General features: G+C 45.5%; 26 protein-coding genes. 20 read left to right on the top strand and 6 right to left on the bottom strand.

Translation table 11 applies throughout. The features are described 5' to 3' along the window. The first annotated feature begins 22 nt into the window (after positions 1-22). The 15 genes from ADN00_RS18395 to ADN00_RS18320 all read left to right on the top strand — a co-directional run bounded on the left by ADN00_RS18395 (position 23) and on the right by ADN00_RS18320 (position 9,533). Positions 23-472, top strand: coding sequence for a glycine cleavage system protein H (locus tag ADN00_RS18395; protein WP_075064471.1), 450 nt, complete (start codon positions 23-25; stop codon positions 470-472). After that, positions 469-888 (top strand): putative zinc-binding protein, encoded by a 420-nt coding sequence (locus tag ADN00_RS18390; RefSeq protein WP_075064470.1) that lies wholly within the window; start codon positions 469-471, stop codon positions 886-888. The genes ADN00_RS18395 and ADN00_RS18390 overlap by 4 nt, the downstream gene beginning before the upstream one ends. Then, entirely contained in the window at positions 881-1,618 is a 738-nt protein-coding gene (locus ADN00_RS18385) for a putative zinc-binding protein (RefSeq protein WP_075064469.1), read from the top strand. The genes ADN00_RS18390 and ADN00_RS18385 overlap by 8 nt, the downstream gene beginning before the upstream one ends. After that, a complete protein-coding gene (locus ADN00_RS18380) occupies positions 1,615-2,067 on the top strand; it encodes an OsmC family protein (RefSeq protein WP_075064468.1) in 453 nt (150 codons plus the stop codon). Before ADN00_RS18385 ends, ADN00_RS18380 begins: the two co-directional genes overlap by 4 nt. 30 nt (positions 2,068-2,097) lie before the next feature. Continuing rightward, a complete protein-coding gene (locus ADN00_RS18375; protein ID WP_075064467.1) occupies positions 2,098-2,445 on the top strand; it encodes a carboxymuconolactone decarboxylase family protein in 348 nt (115 codons plus the stop codon). Between the two features lie 49 nt (positions 2,446-2,494). Next, positions 2,495-2,887, top strand: coding sequence for a putative zinc-binding protein (locus ADN00_RS18370; RefSeq protein ID WP_075064466.1), 393 nt, complete (start codon positions 2,495-2,497; stop codon positions 2,885-2,887). 261 nt (positions 2,888-3,148) lie between these two features. Further along, entirely contained in the window at positions 3,149-3,355 is a 207-nt protein-coding gene (locus tag ADN00_RS20645) for a 4Fe-4S dicluster domain-containing protein (protein WP_075064465.1), read from the top strand. 11 nt (positions 3,356-3,366) lie between these two features. Next, entirely contained in the window at positions 3,367-3,723 is a 357-nt protein-coding gene (locus tag ADN00_RS18360; protein ID WP_075064464.1) for a heterodisulfide reductase subunit A-like protein, read from the top strand. Positions 3,724-3,789: 66 nt separating this feature from the next. Beyond that, entirely contained in the window at positions 3,790-4,119 is a 330-nt protein-coding gene (locus ADN00_RS18355; protein ID WP_075064463.1) for a NifB/NifX family molybdenum-iron cluster-binding protein, read from the top strand. 76 nt (positions 4,120-4,195) lie between these two features. Then, on the top strand, positions 4,196-4,474 hold the full coding sequence (locus ADN00_RS18350; protein ID WP_075064462.1) for an ArsR/SmtB family transcription factor: 279 nt from the start codon (positions 4,196-4,198) through the stop codon (positions 4,472-4,474). Between the two features lie 27 nt (positions 4,475-4,501). Further along, complete coding sequence (locus ADN00_RS18345) at positions 4,502-5,752, top strand: cation:proton antiporter (protein WP_075064461.1); 1,251 nt, start codon at positions 4,502-4,504, stop codon at positions 5,750-5,752. A 580-nt stretch (positions 5,753-6,332) separates the two neighbouring features. Beyond that, positions 6,333-7,871 (top strand): hypothetical protein, encoded by a 1,539-nt coding sequence (locus tag ADN00_RS18335; RefSeq protein ID WP_152966420.1) that lies wholly within the window; start codon positions 6,333-6,335, stop codon positions 7,869-7,871. Further along, the gene (locus ADN00_RS18330; protein WP_075064458.1) at positions 7,871-8,335 is read left to right on the top strand and encodes a thioredoxin fold domain-containing protein; all 465 of its coding nucleotides are present in this window, start codon (positions 7,871-7,873) and stop codon (positions 8,333-8,335) included. Before ADN00_RS18335 ends, ADN00_RS18330 begins: the two co-directional genes overlap by 1 nt. Beyond that, positions 8,335-9,012, top strand: a complete 678-nt coding sequence (locus ADN00_RS18325) for a cytochrome c biogenesis CcdA family protein (RefSeq protein WP_075064457.1) — start codon at positions 8,335-8,337, stop codon at positions 9,010-9,012. The genes ADN00_RS18330 and ADN00_RS18325 overlap by 1 nt, the downstream gene beginning before the upstream one ends. A 95-nt stretch (positions 9,013-9,107) precedes the next feature. After that, on the top strand, positions 9,108-9,533 hold the full coding sequence (locus tag ADN00_RS18320) for an arsenate reductase ArsC (protein WP_075064456.1): 426 nt from the start codon (positions 9,108-9,110) through the stop codon (positions 9,531-9,533). A 124-nt stretch (positions 9,534-9,657) separates the two neighbouring features. Here the strand turns inward: ADN00_RS18320 and tusB are convergent, their stop codons facing one another. From tusB to ADN00_RS18295, 5 genes are all read right to left on the bottom strand, one after another. Continuing rightward, on the bottom strand, positions 9,658-9,930 hold the full coding sequence (gene tusB / locus ADN00_RS18315; protein WP_075064455.1) for a sulfurtransferase complex subunit TusB: 273 nt from the start codon (positions 9,928-9,930) through the stop codon (positions 9,658-9,660). 8 nt (positions 9,931-9,938) lie between these two features. Further along, positions 9,939-10,292: a DsrE family protein gene (locus tag ADN00_RS18310; protein WP_075064454.1), complete on the bottom strand. Its 354-nt coding sequence runs from the start codon at positions 10,290-10,292 to the stop codon at positions 9,939-9,941. A gap of 10 nt (positions 10,293-10,302) precedes the next feature. Further along, positions 10,303-10,659: a DsrE/DsrF/TusD sulfur relay family protein gene (locus ADN00_RS18305; RefSeq protein WP_075064453.1), complete on the bottom strand. Its 357-nt coding sequence runs from the start codon at positions 10,657-10,659 to the stop codon at positions 10,303-10,305. 2 nt (positions 10,660-10,661) lie between these two features. Continuing rightward, positions 10,662-11,663 carry a YeeE/YedE family protein gene (locus ADN00_RS18300; protein WP_075064452.1) on the bottom strand — a complete coding sequence of 334 codons (1,002 nt, stop codon included), beginning with the start codon at positions 11,661-11,663 and terminating at the stop codon, positions 10,662-10,664. A 94-nt stretch (positions 11,664-11,757) separates the two neighbouring features. Further along, positions 11,758-11,994, bottom strand: a complete 237-nt coding sequence (locus ADN00_RS18295) for a sulfurtransferase TusA family protein (protein WP_075064451.1) — start codon at positions 11,992-11,994, stop codon at positions 11,758-11,760. 384 nt (positions 11,995-12,378) lie between these two features. Here ADN00_RS18295 and ADN00_RS18290 point away from each other — a divergent pair, with 384 nt between their 5' ends. From ADN00_RS18290 to ADN00_RS18280, 5 genes are all read left to right on the top strand, one after another. Further along, the gene (locus ADN00_RS18290; protein WP_160317568.1) at positions 12,379-12,768 is read left to right on the top strand and encodes a YlbF family regulator; all 390 of its coding nucleotides are present in this window, start codon (positions 12,379-12,381) and stop codon (positions 12,766-12,768) included. Continuing rightward, the gene (locus ADN00_RS19900) at positions 12,761-12,937 is read left to right on the top strand and encodes a hypothetical protein (RefSeq protein WP_160317567.1); all 177 of its coding nucleotides are present in this window, start codon (positions 12,761-12,763) and stop codon (positions 12,935-12,937) included. The genes ADN00_RS18290 and ADN00_RS19900 overlap by 8 nt, the downstream gene beginning before the upstream one ends. Positions 12,938-12,939: 2 nt before the next feature. Continuing rightward, entirely contained in the window at positions 12,940-13,086 is a 147-nt protein-coding gene (locus tag ADN00_RS20080; RefSeq protein ID WP_160317566.1) for a hypothetical protein, read from the top strand. Positions 13,087-13,211: 125 nt separating this feature from the next. Next, a complete protein-coding gene (locus tag ADN00_RS20640; RefSeq protein ID WP_075064449.1) occupies positions 13,212-13,460 on the top strand; it encodes an FmdB family zinc ribbon protein in 249 nt (82 codons plus the stop codon). Then, positions 13,457-13,909, top strand: a complete 453-nt coding sequence (locus ADN00_RS18280; protein ID WP_075064448.1) for a hypothetical protein — start codon at positions 13,457-13,459, stop codon at positions 13,907-13,909. Before ADN00_RS20640 ends, ADN00_RS18280 begins: the two co-directional genes overlap by 4 nt. A 69-nt stretch (positions 13,910-13,978) precedes the next feature. On the opposite strand, the gene ADN00_RS18275 is transcribed toward ADN00_RS18280, so the two are convergent. After that, positions 13,979-14,398, bottom strand: coding sequence for a HEAT repeat domain-containing protein (locus ADN00_RS18275; protein ID WP_152966418.1), 420 nt, complete (start codon positions 14,396-14,398; stop codon positions 13,979-13,981).

Genomic DNA, 14,398 nt, shown 5'->3' with positions numbered 1-14,398 from the left:
GAAAAACATAACTGGAGGAAAAATGCCGGAGTATCTTGAAACACAAGTCGATAAATTCTTTTTCAAAGTAGCAACCGATCGGTTGTATAGTCGTGAAGGTGTTTGGGTGAAGAAAGAGGGCGCTTCAGTTCAAGTTGGTTTGACGGATTATCTTCAACAGCTTAGCGGAGATATCGCCTTTGCCGATGTAAAACCGGTGGGAACTGAAGTGACGCCGGGTGACGAAGTGGCATCCATTGAAACCATCAAGGTGGACGCAGTCATTCACAGCCCTATTCATGGCAAAATTAACCTGGTCAATCCAAAAATGCAATCCGAACCAGAAGCCATTAACCAGGATCCGTATGGAGAAGGATGGCTCTGCCAGCTAGAAGTTACCGACTGGGAAGAAGACAGTGTTCATCTTCTAGCGCCAGATGCTTATTTTGTGATCATGAAAGCAGAAGCGGAAGAGGAAGCAAAGAAATTATGAGCGAAAATAAGAAGGTCGCGATTGTACCCTGCAGCGGGATTGGCAAGGCGTTTGGTACGGTAAGCCGGGTTGCAGCCTATCAGGTGGTTGAGGACGACCGCCCCGAAGATACGCAACTGGTACCGCTGGCATTATTGGTGATGGGTGATGAAGAACATCAGGAAATGCTCAAAGAAATGCCCGCTATCACCATTGATGGGTGCAAGCTGGCCTGCGCTACGAAAATGGTGCAAGAAGCCGGTGGAAAAGTAGAAAAAGATTTCGCGGTTTTGGAAGTTTTCCGCCGATATCGACAGTTCAAACCGCAAGGGATCGCGGCATTGAATGAGGACGGAGAAAAACTGGCGGCCGCGCTGGCCAAGGAAATTAGTGAAGTAGTAGACGAAATTGTTCAGAAAGGAGCACAAGATGCCTGAGCTTCCACAGAAAAAAGTAGGGATTATTGCCTGTTCAGGCGAAGAAATGTGCGAAGGAACTGTGAGCCGGTTGGCAGCTTTGAAAGTGCTGGAGCAATTACGCCCTGCTGATACGGTAACCATTTGTTTACCCCTGTTTCTTGCGGGTGGTCAAGGAGACCGCGCCTTTGCGAAGTTTTACCCAACCATTGCGGTGGACGGGTGTGAGAAACGCTGCGCTTACCGCGGCACGGAGAAATACTCCAATCGGCCAGCCGCCAGTATTGTGGTGAGCGAGATTATGGAGCAGGAAGGTCTCGAGAAGCCACGCGGCCTGCGCCAGCTTAACGAGGCAGGCGTGCAGCTCACTGAAGTGGTTGCGGAAAAAATCGCTGCTCAGGTAGATGATCTTCTGGGCAAAGCCTGGAGCCGGGGCAAGGGCGAGTTCAAAGAAGCTGCAACCGTTGTGGAACCGGTGGAAAGCAAAGAAGCGACCTGTTCGTGCGGTTCTGGCATCCCGGTGCAGACCATTCAGGTGGATGGGCATAAGGAAACCCTGGTCGCGCTGCCGCTCATTTTCCAAAATATTTACCAGGTTCACAAAGCGCCATCTGAGGAAGCAATTGGAAAAATATTGGATATGGTAAAGATTTACAATTCATTGGATCACACGAATGAAGTTGACCTGAACACGGCATTAACAAAAGCCTATCAGGAATTTTGTGCCAACCAGGAGGAGCAATCCAAATGAGTAGAACTGCTGTTTACAACACCACTGTTCAATGGAAGAATGAGCATTGGGGGCACATTCAATTGGGTAACGGCCCCGAGATGGATTTTTCTGCGCCACCCGATGCGCAGGGACACCCTGGTGTGCTTACCCCAGAAGACGCCTTTGTGGCCGCAGGCAATACCTGCATTATGATGATGTTTATTTGGGCAACAGAACGATTCAAACTCAATCTGGTAAGCTATGAATGCCGCGCGGAAGGAACAAAGCTGATTGAATTGGACCGAACTGAGATCTTTACCCACCTGCGATTGTGGCCGGTGATTCGCATCTCTGCCGGCGCGGAAGACCCCGCGGTGGTTGAAGCCAGAACCCAGCGGGCGCTGCAGGCAGCCAGGAAATACAGCCTGGTGGCAAATTCAGTAAAATCTGAAGTCATCATTGAACCGACGATTGAAATCTTACCGTAGCGTTAACCCGTTACCGAGGGAAATCATCTTATGACAGATTATGTAGGTCTTTACCAACATGCCAACGAGCGATTGGAGCAATTGGGCAGCGAAGCGCCCGGCCCGATGAGTGGGTTCGCCCGTTTGCACAAAAAAACGGTTGAGAACGGTGCTTTGGATACCAAAACGAAAGAGCTAATGGCCCTTGCGATTGGCATTGCAGTTCACTGTGAAGGTTGTATCGCGTATCATACGCATGACGCGATTGAAGCAGGCGCAACACGTGAAGAGTTGATTGAGACCATCAGTGTAGCAATCATGATGGGTGGGGGGCCGGCATCCGTCTATGCTGCGCACGCAATGGACGCGATTGAACAATTCCTGGCAATTTCTGAGTAAAAGATATCAATAAAATCACTCTAAAACTGAATACAATGAGGCTATCATTATGACTGAATGTACTTGCAGTTGTTCTTGTCAGAGCACCGAAGGACCAGCGCTCGTCTTTCCCTGTTCAGGTGGCTCGAATGTGGGGCAAATTGCGAACTCGGCGGCGATTGAAATGGATCAGCAGAATCTGGCTCGAATCTACTGTCTGGCCGGGGTGGCCGCTCCAATTCCTGGTATGGTGGACTCGGCAAAGTGCGCCAGTGGTGCTATTGCGATTGATGGGTGCCCGGTTGCCTGTGCAAAAACAGCATTAGAAAACGCCGGCATCACTGTTTCCCAATCAATCATTGTTACCGAGTTGGGAATTACGAAGAACCATATTTTTGAATGGACTGCCGAAGAAGTAAAAAAGGTTGTAGACGCAGTCTGCCTCCCAGAAAATCTGAATTAGCGTGTTTTGAAGTGTATTGTTTTGAGAGCAGCCGTAGGAAGAAACCAACGGCTGCTTTCTTTCTATGACCAATTTGACAGCTAACCAAGGTGTTTCAGCCAGATCAGCGGAATGTAGATATTCGAATCTCTCTTGCAAAGCAGCCATGTTCGATGTACAATAACATTCAGAAAATTGAATGTAATTGCTCGTGAATACCATAGACACTGCTCAGTATGCCTGTTGATTTTTTGAGGTTATTTTTTCAAAAAGGAGGTCAGTTTGGCTGAAAGATGGTATCCGATCATTGATAAGGAAAAATGTATTGGCTGCAATACTTGCGTAGACTTTTGCATGAAGGGTGTTTATGAAAATGGGAACGAAATACCCATCGTAAAGCGCCCTGAAAACTGTGTTGAATTTTGTATGGGTTGCGCAAAAATTTGCCCTGAAGGAGCCATTACTTTTTTTGGGGACGTAGGCAACTAGATGGAGGAAATATGTCAAACAAAGGGCTGTTACTTTGTGTTTGCCAGGGCAATTGCCCGAGTTTTCAGCAAATGAATATTTTCGAAGTTGGTAATGCCCTCCGCCGGGAAAAGCTGGTGGACTATGTTGCCATACACCCGCAGCTGTGTTCCAAAGATGGCGATGTGTTCCTGACAACACTGTTAAAGGGTGATTCAACGGATGAGTTATATGTGGCTGCTTGCGACCCAACCATGCAGGTGAAAATGTTTCGCGATGCGATGGAGGCCGCTGGTTTCGATAAGCAACGCATTCATGGGGTAGATATCCGTAACCTGGATACGGATCAGGCCGTTGGCGCAATTAAGCAAATGATCGCTGGCGGATAACGAGATTTTGGTCAAATAATGGAGGGAGGATTGCAGTCCTCCCTCGAATAATTCGAGAGGGTGTAGATGAAAATTGCGGTAACCGCGCGGGGAGCGGGTTTAGGAGCCTGGCTCGATCCCGATTTTGAACGCAGTTTGCAGGTGGTCGTAGTAGATGATGATAATCAATTTGAAGCATGGATGAATTCTGAAACGAATTCAGAACAGTTTGATGGTCTTGCCCTGGCGGCTAAGCTGGTAACCGAGCAAGTTGATATATTAATTACCGGGAAAATAAATGCCGAGTCTCTGGCGTATTTACTACAAGCGGGAATTTCCGTTAAGCATGCTGAGCAAGGTTGCGTATTGGAACTGATTGAAGCGGCGCGCAATCAAACGTTGGAATCTTTGACATGATCAGAAGATTCCTCTGAACGATTTCTGGATGGTTGGGATTGGTATTTCCCCAACCAATTTTCTAAAGGAGGTTGTTATGGATTACGAGAAACACGCCAAAATCTTCCGTGTTCTGAGTAATCCGACAAGAATCAAAATTTTAGCTGTTCTCGCTGAAAAACCTGTATGTGTCAGCGAACTGATGCAATGTACCTGCCACAGGCAGGCGTATGTTTCTCAACAATTGATGTTTTTACGATCGATTGATTGGGTTTCCTGTAAAAAAGAGGGTTGCAGTGTCTGTTACCATCTGAATCAAACTCCTGAGACTGTTTGGGTGTGCGAATTGATAGAAAAATACTGCCCCAAAGTATAAAAAAATTGAACATGGAGCGTTGTAAACATGGAAATCTTTTTGCTGTTCACTGTTCTTGCGTTGGTGGTAATCACTTTCGGATATTTCATTAATAAATATTTAAAAATGCCGTGGATGTTTACCGCTGTTCTATTTGGGATGATTTTATCTTCCTTTGGTTTGTTTACTGATGTAATGAAAAGCCAGGAATTTCTTTTCCTGTCGAAAATTGGAATGTTCTTTTTCCTTTTTACAATAGGTCTTGATTTGGATTTGAGCCAGATTCGCAAGCTGGGGGGCTATATTATTGCTGGTAATGTTCTACTCACGCTAACAGAAGGTTTGCTGATTGCCTCGCTGTTATATTTTGTATTCCCCGTTTTTGTCAGCCATTCAATTCTTGTGGCGCTGCTTTGTGGCATTGCGTTTGGGACAGTTGGCGAAGTGATCTTGCTGGCGATCCTTAAAGAATTTGGATTGGAAAAAACTCGTTTTGGCCAACTGGCTTTAGGGATTGGTGTATTTGATGACATTTTTGAGATTTTAGTGCTGTCCATTATTATTGCGCTGCCTGCATTTTCTGTTAGCGCGTCTCAAGGTGAAGCATGGAATCGGGCAATCGGGATTGTAATCTCTCTGGCCGCGATCATTGGGGCGACTATTTTGCTTTCCAAAGTGGGAAAACTGGTTCAGAAGCAGGTGATGAAAGTTCAAGGTAATTCATTTGTGCTGCCTTTTATGATTTTCATGGTGTTTTTTGCGTTTCTTTACTTTGGAACGCTGGGGTTTGAGAACCTGGGGGTTGTCGCGGCAATTTTCGCGGGCATTTCTGTCAACCATTTGTTCCCTGAAAAAGTGGTTGAGCAGTATAAGAAGCCAATCTTTTTTGTTGGCAACATGTTTTTGGGCCCCTTCTTCTTCCTGAGTATTGGCGGGAGCATGTCCTTCTCGGCACTGTTATCTTACCCATTATTGATCCTGGCGATTATGGCGATTTCTGTTCTGGCCAGAACACTTGTGTCTTACCTCTTGTTCAGAAAACTGCTTGGGTCACGGTTATCTGTGGTCATGGGGATTGGATTGACGGCAAAGTTCAGTACAAGCGTTATTAGCGAGAATCTGTTGTTTACATCAGGTATGATCGCCCAGCCCCTTTATTCCGCATTGATGGCCGCCTTTATTTTGCTCAAACCGATTATTATTGGGGGGTTCTCGAAAGGCCTGGCCATAACGAAAGAGGCGCACACTGAGTTTCGTGGAGCAAGCAGCGAAGCGATCCCAGCAGCCTTCAAAGACTGATCATTGCTGGGTGATTTGTCGAGTGTGTAATCTCATAGAATAAACGGAAAGCCTAAGGGGTATACGCTCCTTAGGCTTATTTTTGCTGGTTTCCATTTATTTGTAACCGTTTGTATAAAATTCCAACGTGCGAGATGTCGGAAAACTAAGAAACCGCCTGGCGTCTTTTGTAAAAAGCCAGATGTTTGTCAATATATAATTGAGATTATTCGAAATACCGAATATAATGATTTCGGAGTGCGGCCTCTGGTTCGTTTTGGATACCGTGATCAAGGTGCAAGTAGGATTAATAAGGAAGATCAGTCTGCGTCTTATGGAGATTCGTGGAATGCCATGGTTGATTGATCACTTGAGGCGCAATTTAACAATTGGCTGATCATTCAGCTGGTTTTTGATCTTTATCTCAGGCGAAATGATTGTAGTCTCTTCGCGCCAAATTGCTGTGGGTTTTGGTTTTTTTCCGTAAGAACCGAAGCGTTTATTTGGATTGATGACAATGGGTGGTTTCCTTAAGATTTGAACCTGCCCCGATTCATTATATTTGCAGCATTCACGAATAGAGATGTCTTGGAGAGGTGGCATGTCACGAAAATCGATTTCTGTAGTTTCAGTTATTCTCTTTGTGTTAGTGGTTCTTCTTCTATTCCCGGTTGGTGAAACTCAGGCAAGCCCTGTTCCAACTCGAACGCCGAAAGCCTGCCACATGTGCGAGGAGTTTGATTACTTGGCGACAGAAACTCCCATACCTGAATGTGACACCTACTGCGCGGAGGACAATGAAGTTTCGATGCTGCCTCAAAATGATTCGGCATCAAAAAATCAAGCCGAGGAGCAGGGAAAGGCTATCCTTTATTTGTTTTGGGGAGATGGATGTCCGCATTGCGAGGTGGCAAAACCATTCTTAAGTGAGCTTGACCAGAGCTCAGATTTAATCGAGACCCGCTTTTATGAAGTCTGGAACGATAAAGCAAATCAGGTCAAATTTACTGAGATGGCAAACGCTTTTGGGTTTCAACCACAGGGTGTGCCAACCATTTTTTTGGGAACACAGTATTGGGTTGGATTTAATGATCAAATTGAAGCTGAAATCAAAAATTCAGTGGATTTATGCCTGGAAACAGGCTGCCCTGATGCTGGCGTTGGTATCTTCTCTGACGTATCAAGTGGAGAGGGCCAAGGGAGCCAGGGTGTTCAAGAAGAGACTCTCGCCAAAAAAAGCGGTGAATCGATAAAAATACCGCTGATTGGTTCTGTAGACCTGTCCAAACAATCACTTTTTGTCAGCACGCTATTGATCTCCTTTGTAGATGGTTTCAACCCGTGCTCAGTGTGGGTTTTGACCATGCTGTTGGCTTTGACTCTGCACACTGGATCTCGCAAAAAAGTCTTTGTGATCGGTGTTGTTTTTCTGACGGTAACCGCTGCCATATATGGCATGTTTATCGCAGGGTTGTTCACTATGTTTACCGTGGTGAGCTTTGTTACCTGGATTCAGGTGGTTGTGGCGTTGGTGGCTTTGTTCTTCGCGTTGGTGAATATTAAGGACTATTTCTTCTATCAAGAAGGGATTTCATTTACCATCGCAGATAAGAATAAGCCGGGAATCTTCCAGCGTATTCGCAAGTTAATGGATAACAGCCAATCTGTTTGGGGACTCATTAGCGGAACGGTTGTGTTGGCCGCGGGCATCTCTCTGGTTGAGTTTTCTTGCACGGCGGGCTTCCCGGTGTTGTGGACAAACCTTTTGGTTGCCCAAAATACATCAATCATCACTTTTCTTCTTCTGCTGTTGGTTTATTTAATCATTTACCAATTGGATGAAATGGCCATTTTCTTTGTGGCTGTTTATACGATGCGTGCAAGCAAGCTGGAGGAAAAGCACGGGCGAATTCTTAAACTGATCGGTGGGGTTTTGATGTTTGCTTTAGCGGTAGTGATGCTGGTGAACCCGGATGTGATGAATGATTTAACCGATTCGATGGTTGTGTTTGGAATCGCATTTGGTGCGGCAATTCTGATTTTGATTGTTCATCGCTGGCTTCTGCCCCGTTTCGGCATCCAATTTGCTTTGGAGCCCAAAAAAGATCGCACTCGAAAGAAAAATAGGAGAAGCCATTAATGTCGGCAAATGAAAACCAAAAACAAACGACTTTTCAGAAAAAGGGCTGGAAGAATTGGTTGATTCTGGCAGGAATTCTTCTGGTTGTGGCGGTGGTTTTTGTATTAAAAAACCAATCTTCGCCAGTAGATACCGCTGCTAATTTGTCGCCCGAAGAACAATTGGATATTTATCTGGAAGACAAAGAACCGATTTTTCTGTTTTTTCACTCGGATAATTGCCATTCCTGCATTGTGATGATGGAAACTGTTGATGATGTGTTTCCTGAATTTAAGGATCGTGTGAAGATGGTGGATGTAAATGTTTACGATCCCCAAAACCAGGATTTACTGCGTAAAGCGCAGATTTACTCCATCCCCACACAGATATTCATCGATCAGGAGGCCAAAGGCAAAGTCGCTATGGGTGTGATGTCGGCGGAAGAGCTGCGCGAGCAATTGCAGATTCTGGCAGGTGGCGAATAATGAATCTGGATCCAACGATTCTACAACCCACTTCGATTCTTGGTTATTTCCTGGTGTTTTTAGGTGGCATCGTTACCAGCATTGGCCCTTGCAATGTAGCCATGATCCCACTGATTATTGGTTATATTGGCGGGACACAATATGTTCCTCGGAAGACAGCTTTCCAAATCTCGTTGGTCTTTGCGGTTGGTCTCGCGGTTACATTCATGTTATTGGGCGTGGCGGCGTCTTTGATTGGCGGGCTGATTGGGGGAGGCACGCGGGTATGGTATTACCTGGTGGCCGCGGTGTGTCTGTTGATTGGCCTGCAGATGCTGGGTGTAGTCCGACTTTCCCTGCCGACCTCGTTTGGCGGTTTGCGAGAAAAGGTGAAAGCCAAAGGGCTTTATGGCGCATTTCTATTGGGGCTGGTTTCGGGTTTGGTCGCATCTCAATGCGCGACACCGGTGTTGGCAGCTATTCTAACTTATGTAATGGCACAAAGAAGTGGTCTGCTTTATGGAGCGGTGCTTTTGTTTATCTATTCGTTGGGGCGGGGAGCGCCGATCATTTTAGCGGGTACTTTCGCGGGAATCCTCAAGAATCTACGGGCAATGGGCCGCTTCTCAGAAATCTATGAAAAAGCGAGTGGTGTGGTTGTGATCTTGATTGGTGTTTATTTTTTATGGTTGGCGTAAACGTTTAGAGAAAACTTTCGGCAGCGGCTTGTAGATGATTGAATTATGCGTATTAATTGAATAGGCTTTGATAATAAAAATCCTGGGAGGTTTACTTGGATCAAAAGAAAAAAGTTCTATTTTTGTGTACTGGCAATTCCTGCCGGTCTCAAATCGCTGAGGCGATTGTGAATGACCGGATGGCGGATATCTGGCAAGCGGTAAGCGCGGGAACACAACCAGCTGGTTATATTCATCCCAATGCGCTGCTTGTGCTAAGAGAAATCGGAATTGATCATCGCGGTTTTTCAAAGTCAGTGGACGATTTTCGGGATATTGAATTTGACCTTGTGGTAACAGTTTGTGATGATGCGGCCGAAACCTGCCCGATGTGGTTGGGAAGGGGCAAGAAAGTTCATATGGGATTTATAGACCCAGCCAAAGCGGTAGGCAGTGAGGAAGAAGTGCTGGTGGTATTTCGATCTGTGCGTGATCAGATCCTGGAAAAAATCCCTCAGCTCTTGCGTGAAAATGAAAGCTAAAGAAGCTTTTCGTTAAGCAGGCAATGTGACGATGGTACAAAAAAGGGGCCTCAACAGTGATTTGTTGAAGCCCCTTTTTATCCGTCAATCAGTGTTCATGCCTGAACCTGATCCATAGGTTGAATTACCCCATCGATTTTTCGTTCTTCTCGATTAAATCAACAAGATCAGAATAGTCGATTAAAGGCACTTTTGAGTCTGATTCTTGATAACCCCGTGCTATGAAGTCTGGCTTGAGGGCAAAGATATTGCGATGGTTTATAAAAGGGTCAATCTCTTCGGAAATAGCCCAAAAGACGCCATTCTGGATCAAAACGATGGAATCGCTTTCATCTGTTGTTTCCATTTTCCAGCGTTCGCCAGGATTTTCAGCTCCGTATTTAATAATTACAAGCATTTTTTGCCTCACATGAAGATCACAAAGTCATAGTTGTGAATCATCTCTTTGGCCTGATGGCGAGAGATAACTTCGGATTGGAAGTTCTCGTCGAGCTCTCTGACTTTGAATTTCTCCAAACTTTCCTTTTCCGCAAACACTTTTGTGCCGTACTTTTTGATATATTTTTGAACCATTTTCAATGAGAAAAGTCCAAGCTTGGATGGTTCAGTCTCTTTGGCAACGGACACAACACCCTGGTCAATGAATAGCACTTCAGGCTCAATATCCTCACCGTACATTCCAAAAGCGGTTCTAAAGCCTTCATTTGGCCAGATTGTTCCACAGGGCGCCTGGTAAATGACAAAAAGGATTTTTTTCATTTCACCTCTCCTAGGCCATCAAATTAACAAAACGGTCTGAGGTGACGACCAGGCTTGCCAGTTCGGGCAAACCGCTTGGGGCTGCACCAGAAATTGCATCTTCAGGCCGGACACCGCGGTATTCCATGCAAATACCGCAAATATCAACACGCAGCTTTTTCTCTTCAATAAGCAAGCGCATTCGCTCGGGAATATTGCGGTCGGAGCGCACTGGCTTAACTTTGGTGTTGGTGGATAAAATCGAATCAGAGAAGAGAAACAGGCGGACTTCATGTCCACGATCCAAACAGGCTTCCGCAATGTTGAGAGCCGTGTCCAGGTCCTGGTTAGTATAGGGAGGTACCATTACTTGAATAGTGATTTTCATAATTAGCTCTTGCCATAGAGGATGCGTACCATCGTCCAGTTGCCAAGAATGAAGAAAATGCCCGCAACAATGGAACTAATGGCTAACTGAGGAATGCCAGTGAGGAAATGACCAATATTGCAGCCTCCCGCAAATACTGCGCCAAACCCCATTAATACGCCGCCTGCGACAACATAAAGGAACGTTTTTCCGTTTTTCGGAACGCGCAGCTTGAATTCCTTGAAAATCACCGCGGTGATGCCAGCGCCAATCATAATACCCAGAACTTCAGCGCCTTCCCAATTGAGCAACTCATTTGTCTGAATCGCTTTTAAGATATTGATCCAGCCTCCAGTGATTCCTAACCCATACGGGCGTCCCGAAATGGTGCTGCTCCAAAATCCAAACATGGCAACCGGCACAACCAGTAGACCGGTTTTGATCCATCCCCAGGTGGCTGTGTCGCGAGGAGTAGTTTTTGTGCCAAACAAATAGGCAAAGAGAAGAGCTGCCACAACTAAACCTGCAATCCAGGGATTAATATTCAGCATGGTTGCCAGAGTTGGCCCGGTTTGTTCTCCCAGGTAGAGCGCGCTATTGGGTGCTACGGTGATGTTGAATTGGCTTATCGCTTTCATTAATGGGCTGAGGAAACCAGATTGCGTCGCCCAAGCGAAAATACCATAAACAAGGCCGGCCAACCAGGCAGTGGTATTTCCTTCACTGATGCGATAAGTGGTACCGCTGGCGCAACCACCCGCCAACACCATGCCTAACCCGAAAATGTAACCACCCACAATGGAGCCAATTAAGTTGAGCGGTTTGGGATTCAGGTGGATTAAACCCAATTGAGACATTGCAAGGAAAGCGATAATCTGAACGGCGATTGCCAGCAATCCGGCTTTGAACATAAAATTGTCCTTCATCATGCGCAGATCGCGAAAAGCAGAATTAAAGCAAACGCGGCCTCTTTGAAGAACAAAACCAAACGCCACACCTGTTAATAAACCCAAAAGAATACTCATAAAGCATAATCCCTTTCTGTTATTCCAAAAAAGCTTCAAATTGTCCATCTCGAAACGATTGAAAAATGGATTTTGAAAAAAGAGCGAATGCAAGTTATTTAACTTTTATCAAAATTCGCCATTCGCTGGTGCCGGTTTCTTCAATGGCCAAAACTTCATGCCCATCTTTTGTGGCATTCGCAGGAATGCGCTCTTTGGAGAGTGGGTAGTCAATTAAAACTTCCAAAATGTCACCCGAGTTCATTTTTGCCAGGGCGCGCTTCGCATCCACATCCGGCACCGGGCAAACCTCTCCACGTTCATCAATTGATTTGGTTACGGAAATGTCCATTGTTTTGCTCCTTATGATTAATATTATTAGTAATATTCGTAAAAACGAATATCTAACAAGATTTATTATATCAATTAAGATAAAAAAACTATCGTGACAAATGTCACTAATTGAATTTAGAAAAGGAATTTTGGTCTTTGAGTTTTAGCAATTGGTGCAAGAGCTACTCACCTTCTATCTTTCCAGCTCTCTGGCAATCATGAAAAATTAGGGGTCAACGCTGCAATCAAAATAGAAGTAACCGCATTGAAAAGCAACTGGCGCAAATTCCCCTTTTACCAAAGGAAATTATGGGCTTGAAAATGCTTGCCGAACTGGGTAGTCAAGTGTATCAGGATTAATTCGTTCTAGATCATGGAGCATGGATAAAGTATGGAGGACCGATTGAATGAACTAGAGGTCTCGCCGAGATTAGTAACAATGCAGGCAGCCAGGCAGTTTGCCGAGGCATTTTCTGAGTTGGCTGAATATCAGAGCTTTGAGCGGGCATTTCAAGCTCTTCGCAATGATTCCGCAGCACAGAAGGCCCTGGAGGACTTTCAGAAAAAACAAGCATCCTTGAAAGCTTTAATCATGCTTAATTCTTTAAGTGATGAAGAGCGGCAGGAATTGCTACATCTTCAGGACTTGTTTTACAGTAAGCCTACGGTGATGAGCTATCTCCAGGCTCAGCGTGAGTTGGTTGCAATCTCTCAATCTCTTGGCGATTTGATATCAACGGAGATTGGATTAGATTATGGCACTTCATGTCGGACGGGAGGCTGCTGTGGATAATGAAAATACATCAAAGAGCTTCAGTGATGAAATTCCTGTGGCGATGATGGAAGCCACCATGAATCTGACCACCCATCTACGCCAATCCGAATCATTTTTGCGCGTAAAGGCTGCGCAAGAGAAGTTGAACGCGGATGTTGCGGCACTCCGACTTGTGAAGGATTTATAAGTTTGCAACAGAAAATTCACGCCGATCACGTAGCTGGTCATTTTTCTGATACAGATGCGCAACGCTTTCGCGATTTACAAGTACAAGTAGCAACAAATGAAACTGTCCAGGAACGCGTTTATGCGCTGGAAAAGGCAGTTTTTTTTTGAGGGAGGTGAACCAGGAAATCAGCAGCTTGCTGGGAGTTGATTTTGCTTCGTTAACCAGGCGTTCTGGAGGCTGTTAATCTACTGCCAGAATCACAACACTCATAGACATTTTTTGTGAATAAGCGATGAGGTGGAAAGGAAATTCTATGCCCATTTATGCGTATTCTTGTGATTTGTGCGGACAAAGCTTTGACGTTCGCGCTTCGTTTGCGGAGAAAGAGCAGGGTTTACAGCCAGTATGCCCGAAATGCGCAAGCCCAAAAACGCGTCAGGTAATCAGTGGGGTGATGGTTGTCCGAGGTGGAGATCGCAATGGGGTTGCTGCACCATCTTCCTTCTGTTCGTCTGGTTCAGGGCAAGGATGCTGCGGATGAACAATTCGAGCATTTGTCTAGAGATCATTGCCGCTCCGATTGCGTGCAAAGACGGGATTAAAGACAGCTGGCGCGAAGTGGCAGAATGGCTTGCAGGACAAATCAAGGCGCGTTATGGAGACCTGGCACAGGTTAATTATTTTGATTTATTCGACCCAAACTGTCCTGCTTTCCCCTCTGGTGCGCAATTGCCTATCGTTAAGGTTGAAGGTCGGGTTATCAGTAATGGAGAAAAGATTTCTTTGCCGTTGATTTGTAAAGAAATTGATGGTTTCATCCGGCATGAAGGCCTGGATACTGAGATGGGAACCAGCCATCTGTGTTCAAAAATTATGCGTTACAATCCGGTAAAGGTAACCAGTAACGCCAAGTTCTTCTATAAAGAGGTTTTACTCAACCAATTGAATAGTCTCAAACAATCCTTGTTCACTCTCATCGCATACTGGTGAGCCGGATTCCAGCAACTAGATCATTTCGTTGCGCGTGATTTGACAGCAAAACGATGAATGAGGTTCGTGTTATCCGGTATTGCGGTCCCATTTTTGAGGGGCCTGGTTATTGTTGAGCTGGGTCAACATTTCCGATGCCAGTTTTTTAACCAACAATGAGTCGTGGTGGGAAGCCTGTGTAAGCACCTCCAAGCGGAGCGGGCTGTTGATCTTGATTGCAGCCATCAGGATCGCGCGAAGCAGAAAATAATTGCTTTCACCGGATTGGAGAATGTCCAAAAAAATCGGGAGCGCTTGCTCGCAACCTCGATTCCCCAGGATTTGTGCGGCCATAATGCGCCGTTCGGGTACGCTGTGATGCAGCGCAGCTAATAATTTATCTTCGTAGGTTAAAGAACCGAATTGTTTCAGTTCATATCCACAATGCGGGCAAATTTCAGTCTCTTCTGGAATGGAAGTCCAGCAGTTTGGGCAGAAAAAAGTGACCAT

Source organism: Ornatilinea apprima (assembly GCF_001306115.1).
Lineage (GTDB): Bacteria > Chloroflexota > Anaerolineae > Anaerolineales > Anaerolineaceae > Ornatilinea > Ornatilinea apprima.
The sequence above is the reverse complement of the archived record's forward strand: the minus strand, read 5'-3'. Positions and strand labels throughout refer to the sequence as shown.

What these genes read in the sequence shown, in the direction of transcription:
- ADN00_RS18395 (WP_075064471.1), top strand. Translation starts at nt 23, where the DNA reads ATGCCGGAGTATCTTGAAACACAAGTCGATAAATTCTTTTTCAAAGTA.
- ADN00_RS18390 (WP_075064470.1), top strand. Translation starts at nt 469, where the DNA reads ATGAGCGAAAATAAGAAGGTCGCGATTGTACCCTGCAGCGGGATTGGC.
- ADN00_RS18385 (WP_075064469.1), top strand. Translation starts at nt 881, where the DNA reads ATGCCTGAGCTTCCACAGAAAAAAGTAGGGATTATTGCCTGTTCAGGC.
- ADN00_RS18380 (WP_075064468.1), top strand. Translation starts at nt 1,615, where the DNA reads ATGAGTAGAACTGCTGTTTACAACACCACTGTTCAATGGAAGAATGAG.
- ADN00_RS18375 (WP_075064467.1), top strand. Translation starts at nt 2,098, where the DNA reads ATGACAGATTATGTAGGTCTTTACCAACATGCCAACGAGCGATTGGAG.
- ADN00_RS18370 (WP_075064466.1), top strand. Translation starts at nt 2,495, where the DNA reads ATGACTGAATGTACTTGCAGTTGTTCTTGTCAGAGCACCGAAGGACCA.
- ADN00_RS18360 (WP_075064464.1), top strand. Translation starts at nt 3,367, where the DNA reads ATGTCAAACAAAGGGCTGTTACTTTGTGTTTGCCAGGGCAATTGCCCG.
- ADN00_RS18355 (WP_075064463.1), top strand. Translation starts at nt 3,790, where the DNA reads ATGAAAATTGCGGTAACCGCGCGGGGAGCGGGTTTAGGAGCCTGGCTC.
- ADN00_RS18350 (WP_075064462.1), top strand. Translation starts at nt 4,196, where the DNA reads ATGGATTACGAGAAACACGCCAAAATCTTCCGTGTTCTGAGTAATCCG.
- ADN00_RS18345 (WP_075064461.1), top strand. Translation starts at nt 4,502, where the DNA reads ATGGAAATCTTTTTGCTGTTCACTGTTCTTGCGTTGGTGGTAATCACT.
- ADN00_RS18335 (WP_152966420.1), top strand. Translation starts at nt 6,333, where the DNA reads ATGTCACGAAAATCGATTTCTGTAGTTTCAGTTATTCTCTTTGTGTTA.
- ADN00_RS18330 (WP_075064458.1), top strand. Translation starts at nt 7,871, where the DNA reads ATGTCGGCAAATGAAAACCAAAAACAAACGACTTTTCAGAAAAAGGGC.
- ADN00_RS18325 (WP_075064457.1), top strand. Translation starts at nt 8,335, where the DNA reads ATGAATCTGGATCCAACGATTCTACAACCCACTTCGATTCTTGGTTAT.
- tusB (WP_075064455.1), bottom strand. Translation starts at nt 9,930, where the DNA reads ATGCTTGTAATTATTAAATACGGAGCTGAAAATCCTGGCGAACGCTGG.
- ADN00_RS18310 (WP_075064454.1), bottom strand. Translation starts at nt 10,292, where the DNA reads ATGAAAAAAATCCTTTTTGTCATTTACCAGGCGCCCTGTGGAACAATC.
- ADN00_RS18305 (WP_075064453.1), bottom strand. Translation starts at nt 10,659, where the DNA reads ATGAAAATCACTATTCAAGTAATGGTACCTCCCTATACTAACCAGGAC.
- ADN00_RS18300 (WP_075064452.1), bottom strand. Translation starts at nt 11,663, where the DNA reads ATGAGTATTCTTTTGGGTTTATTAACAGGTGTGGCGTTTGGTTTTGTT.
- ADN00_RS18295 (WP_075064451.1), bottom strand. Translation starts at nt 11,994, where the DNA reads ATGGACATTTCCGTAACCAAATCAATTGATGAACGTGGAGAGGTTTGC.
- ADN00_RS20640 (WP_075064449.1), top strand. Translation starts at nt 13,212, where the DNA reads ATGAGGTGGAAAGGAAATTCTATGCCCATTTATGCGTATTCTTGTGAT.
- ADN00_RS18280 (WP_075064448.1), top strand. Translation starts at nt 13,457, where the DNA reads ATGAACAATTCGAGCATTTGTCTAGAGATCATTGCCGCTCCGATTGCG.
- ADN00_RS18275 (WP_152966418.1), bottom strand. Translation starts at nt 14,398, where the DNA reads ATGGTCACTTTTTTCTGCCCAAACTGCTGGACTTCCATTCCAGAAGAG.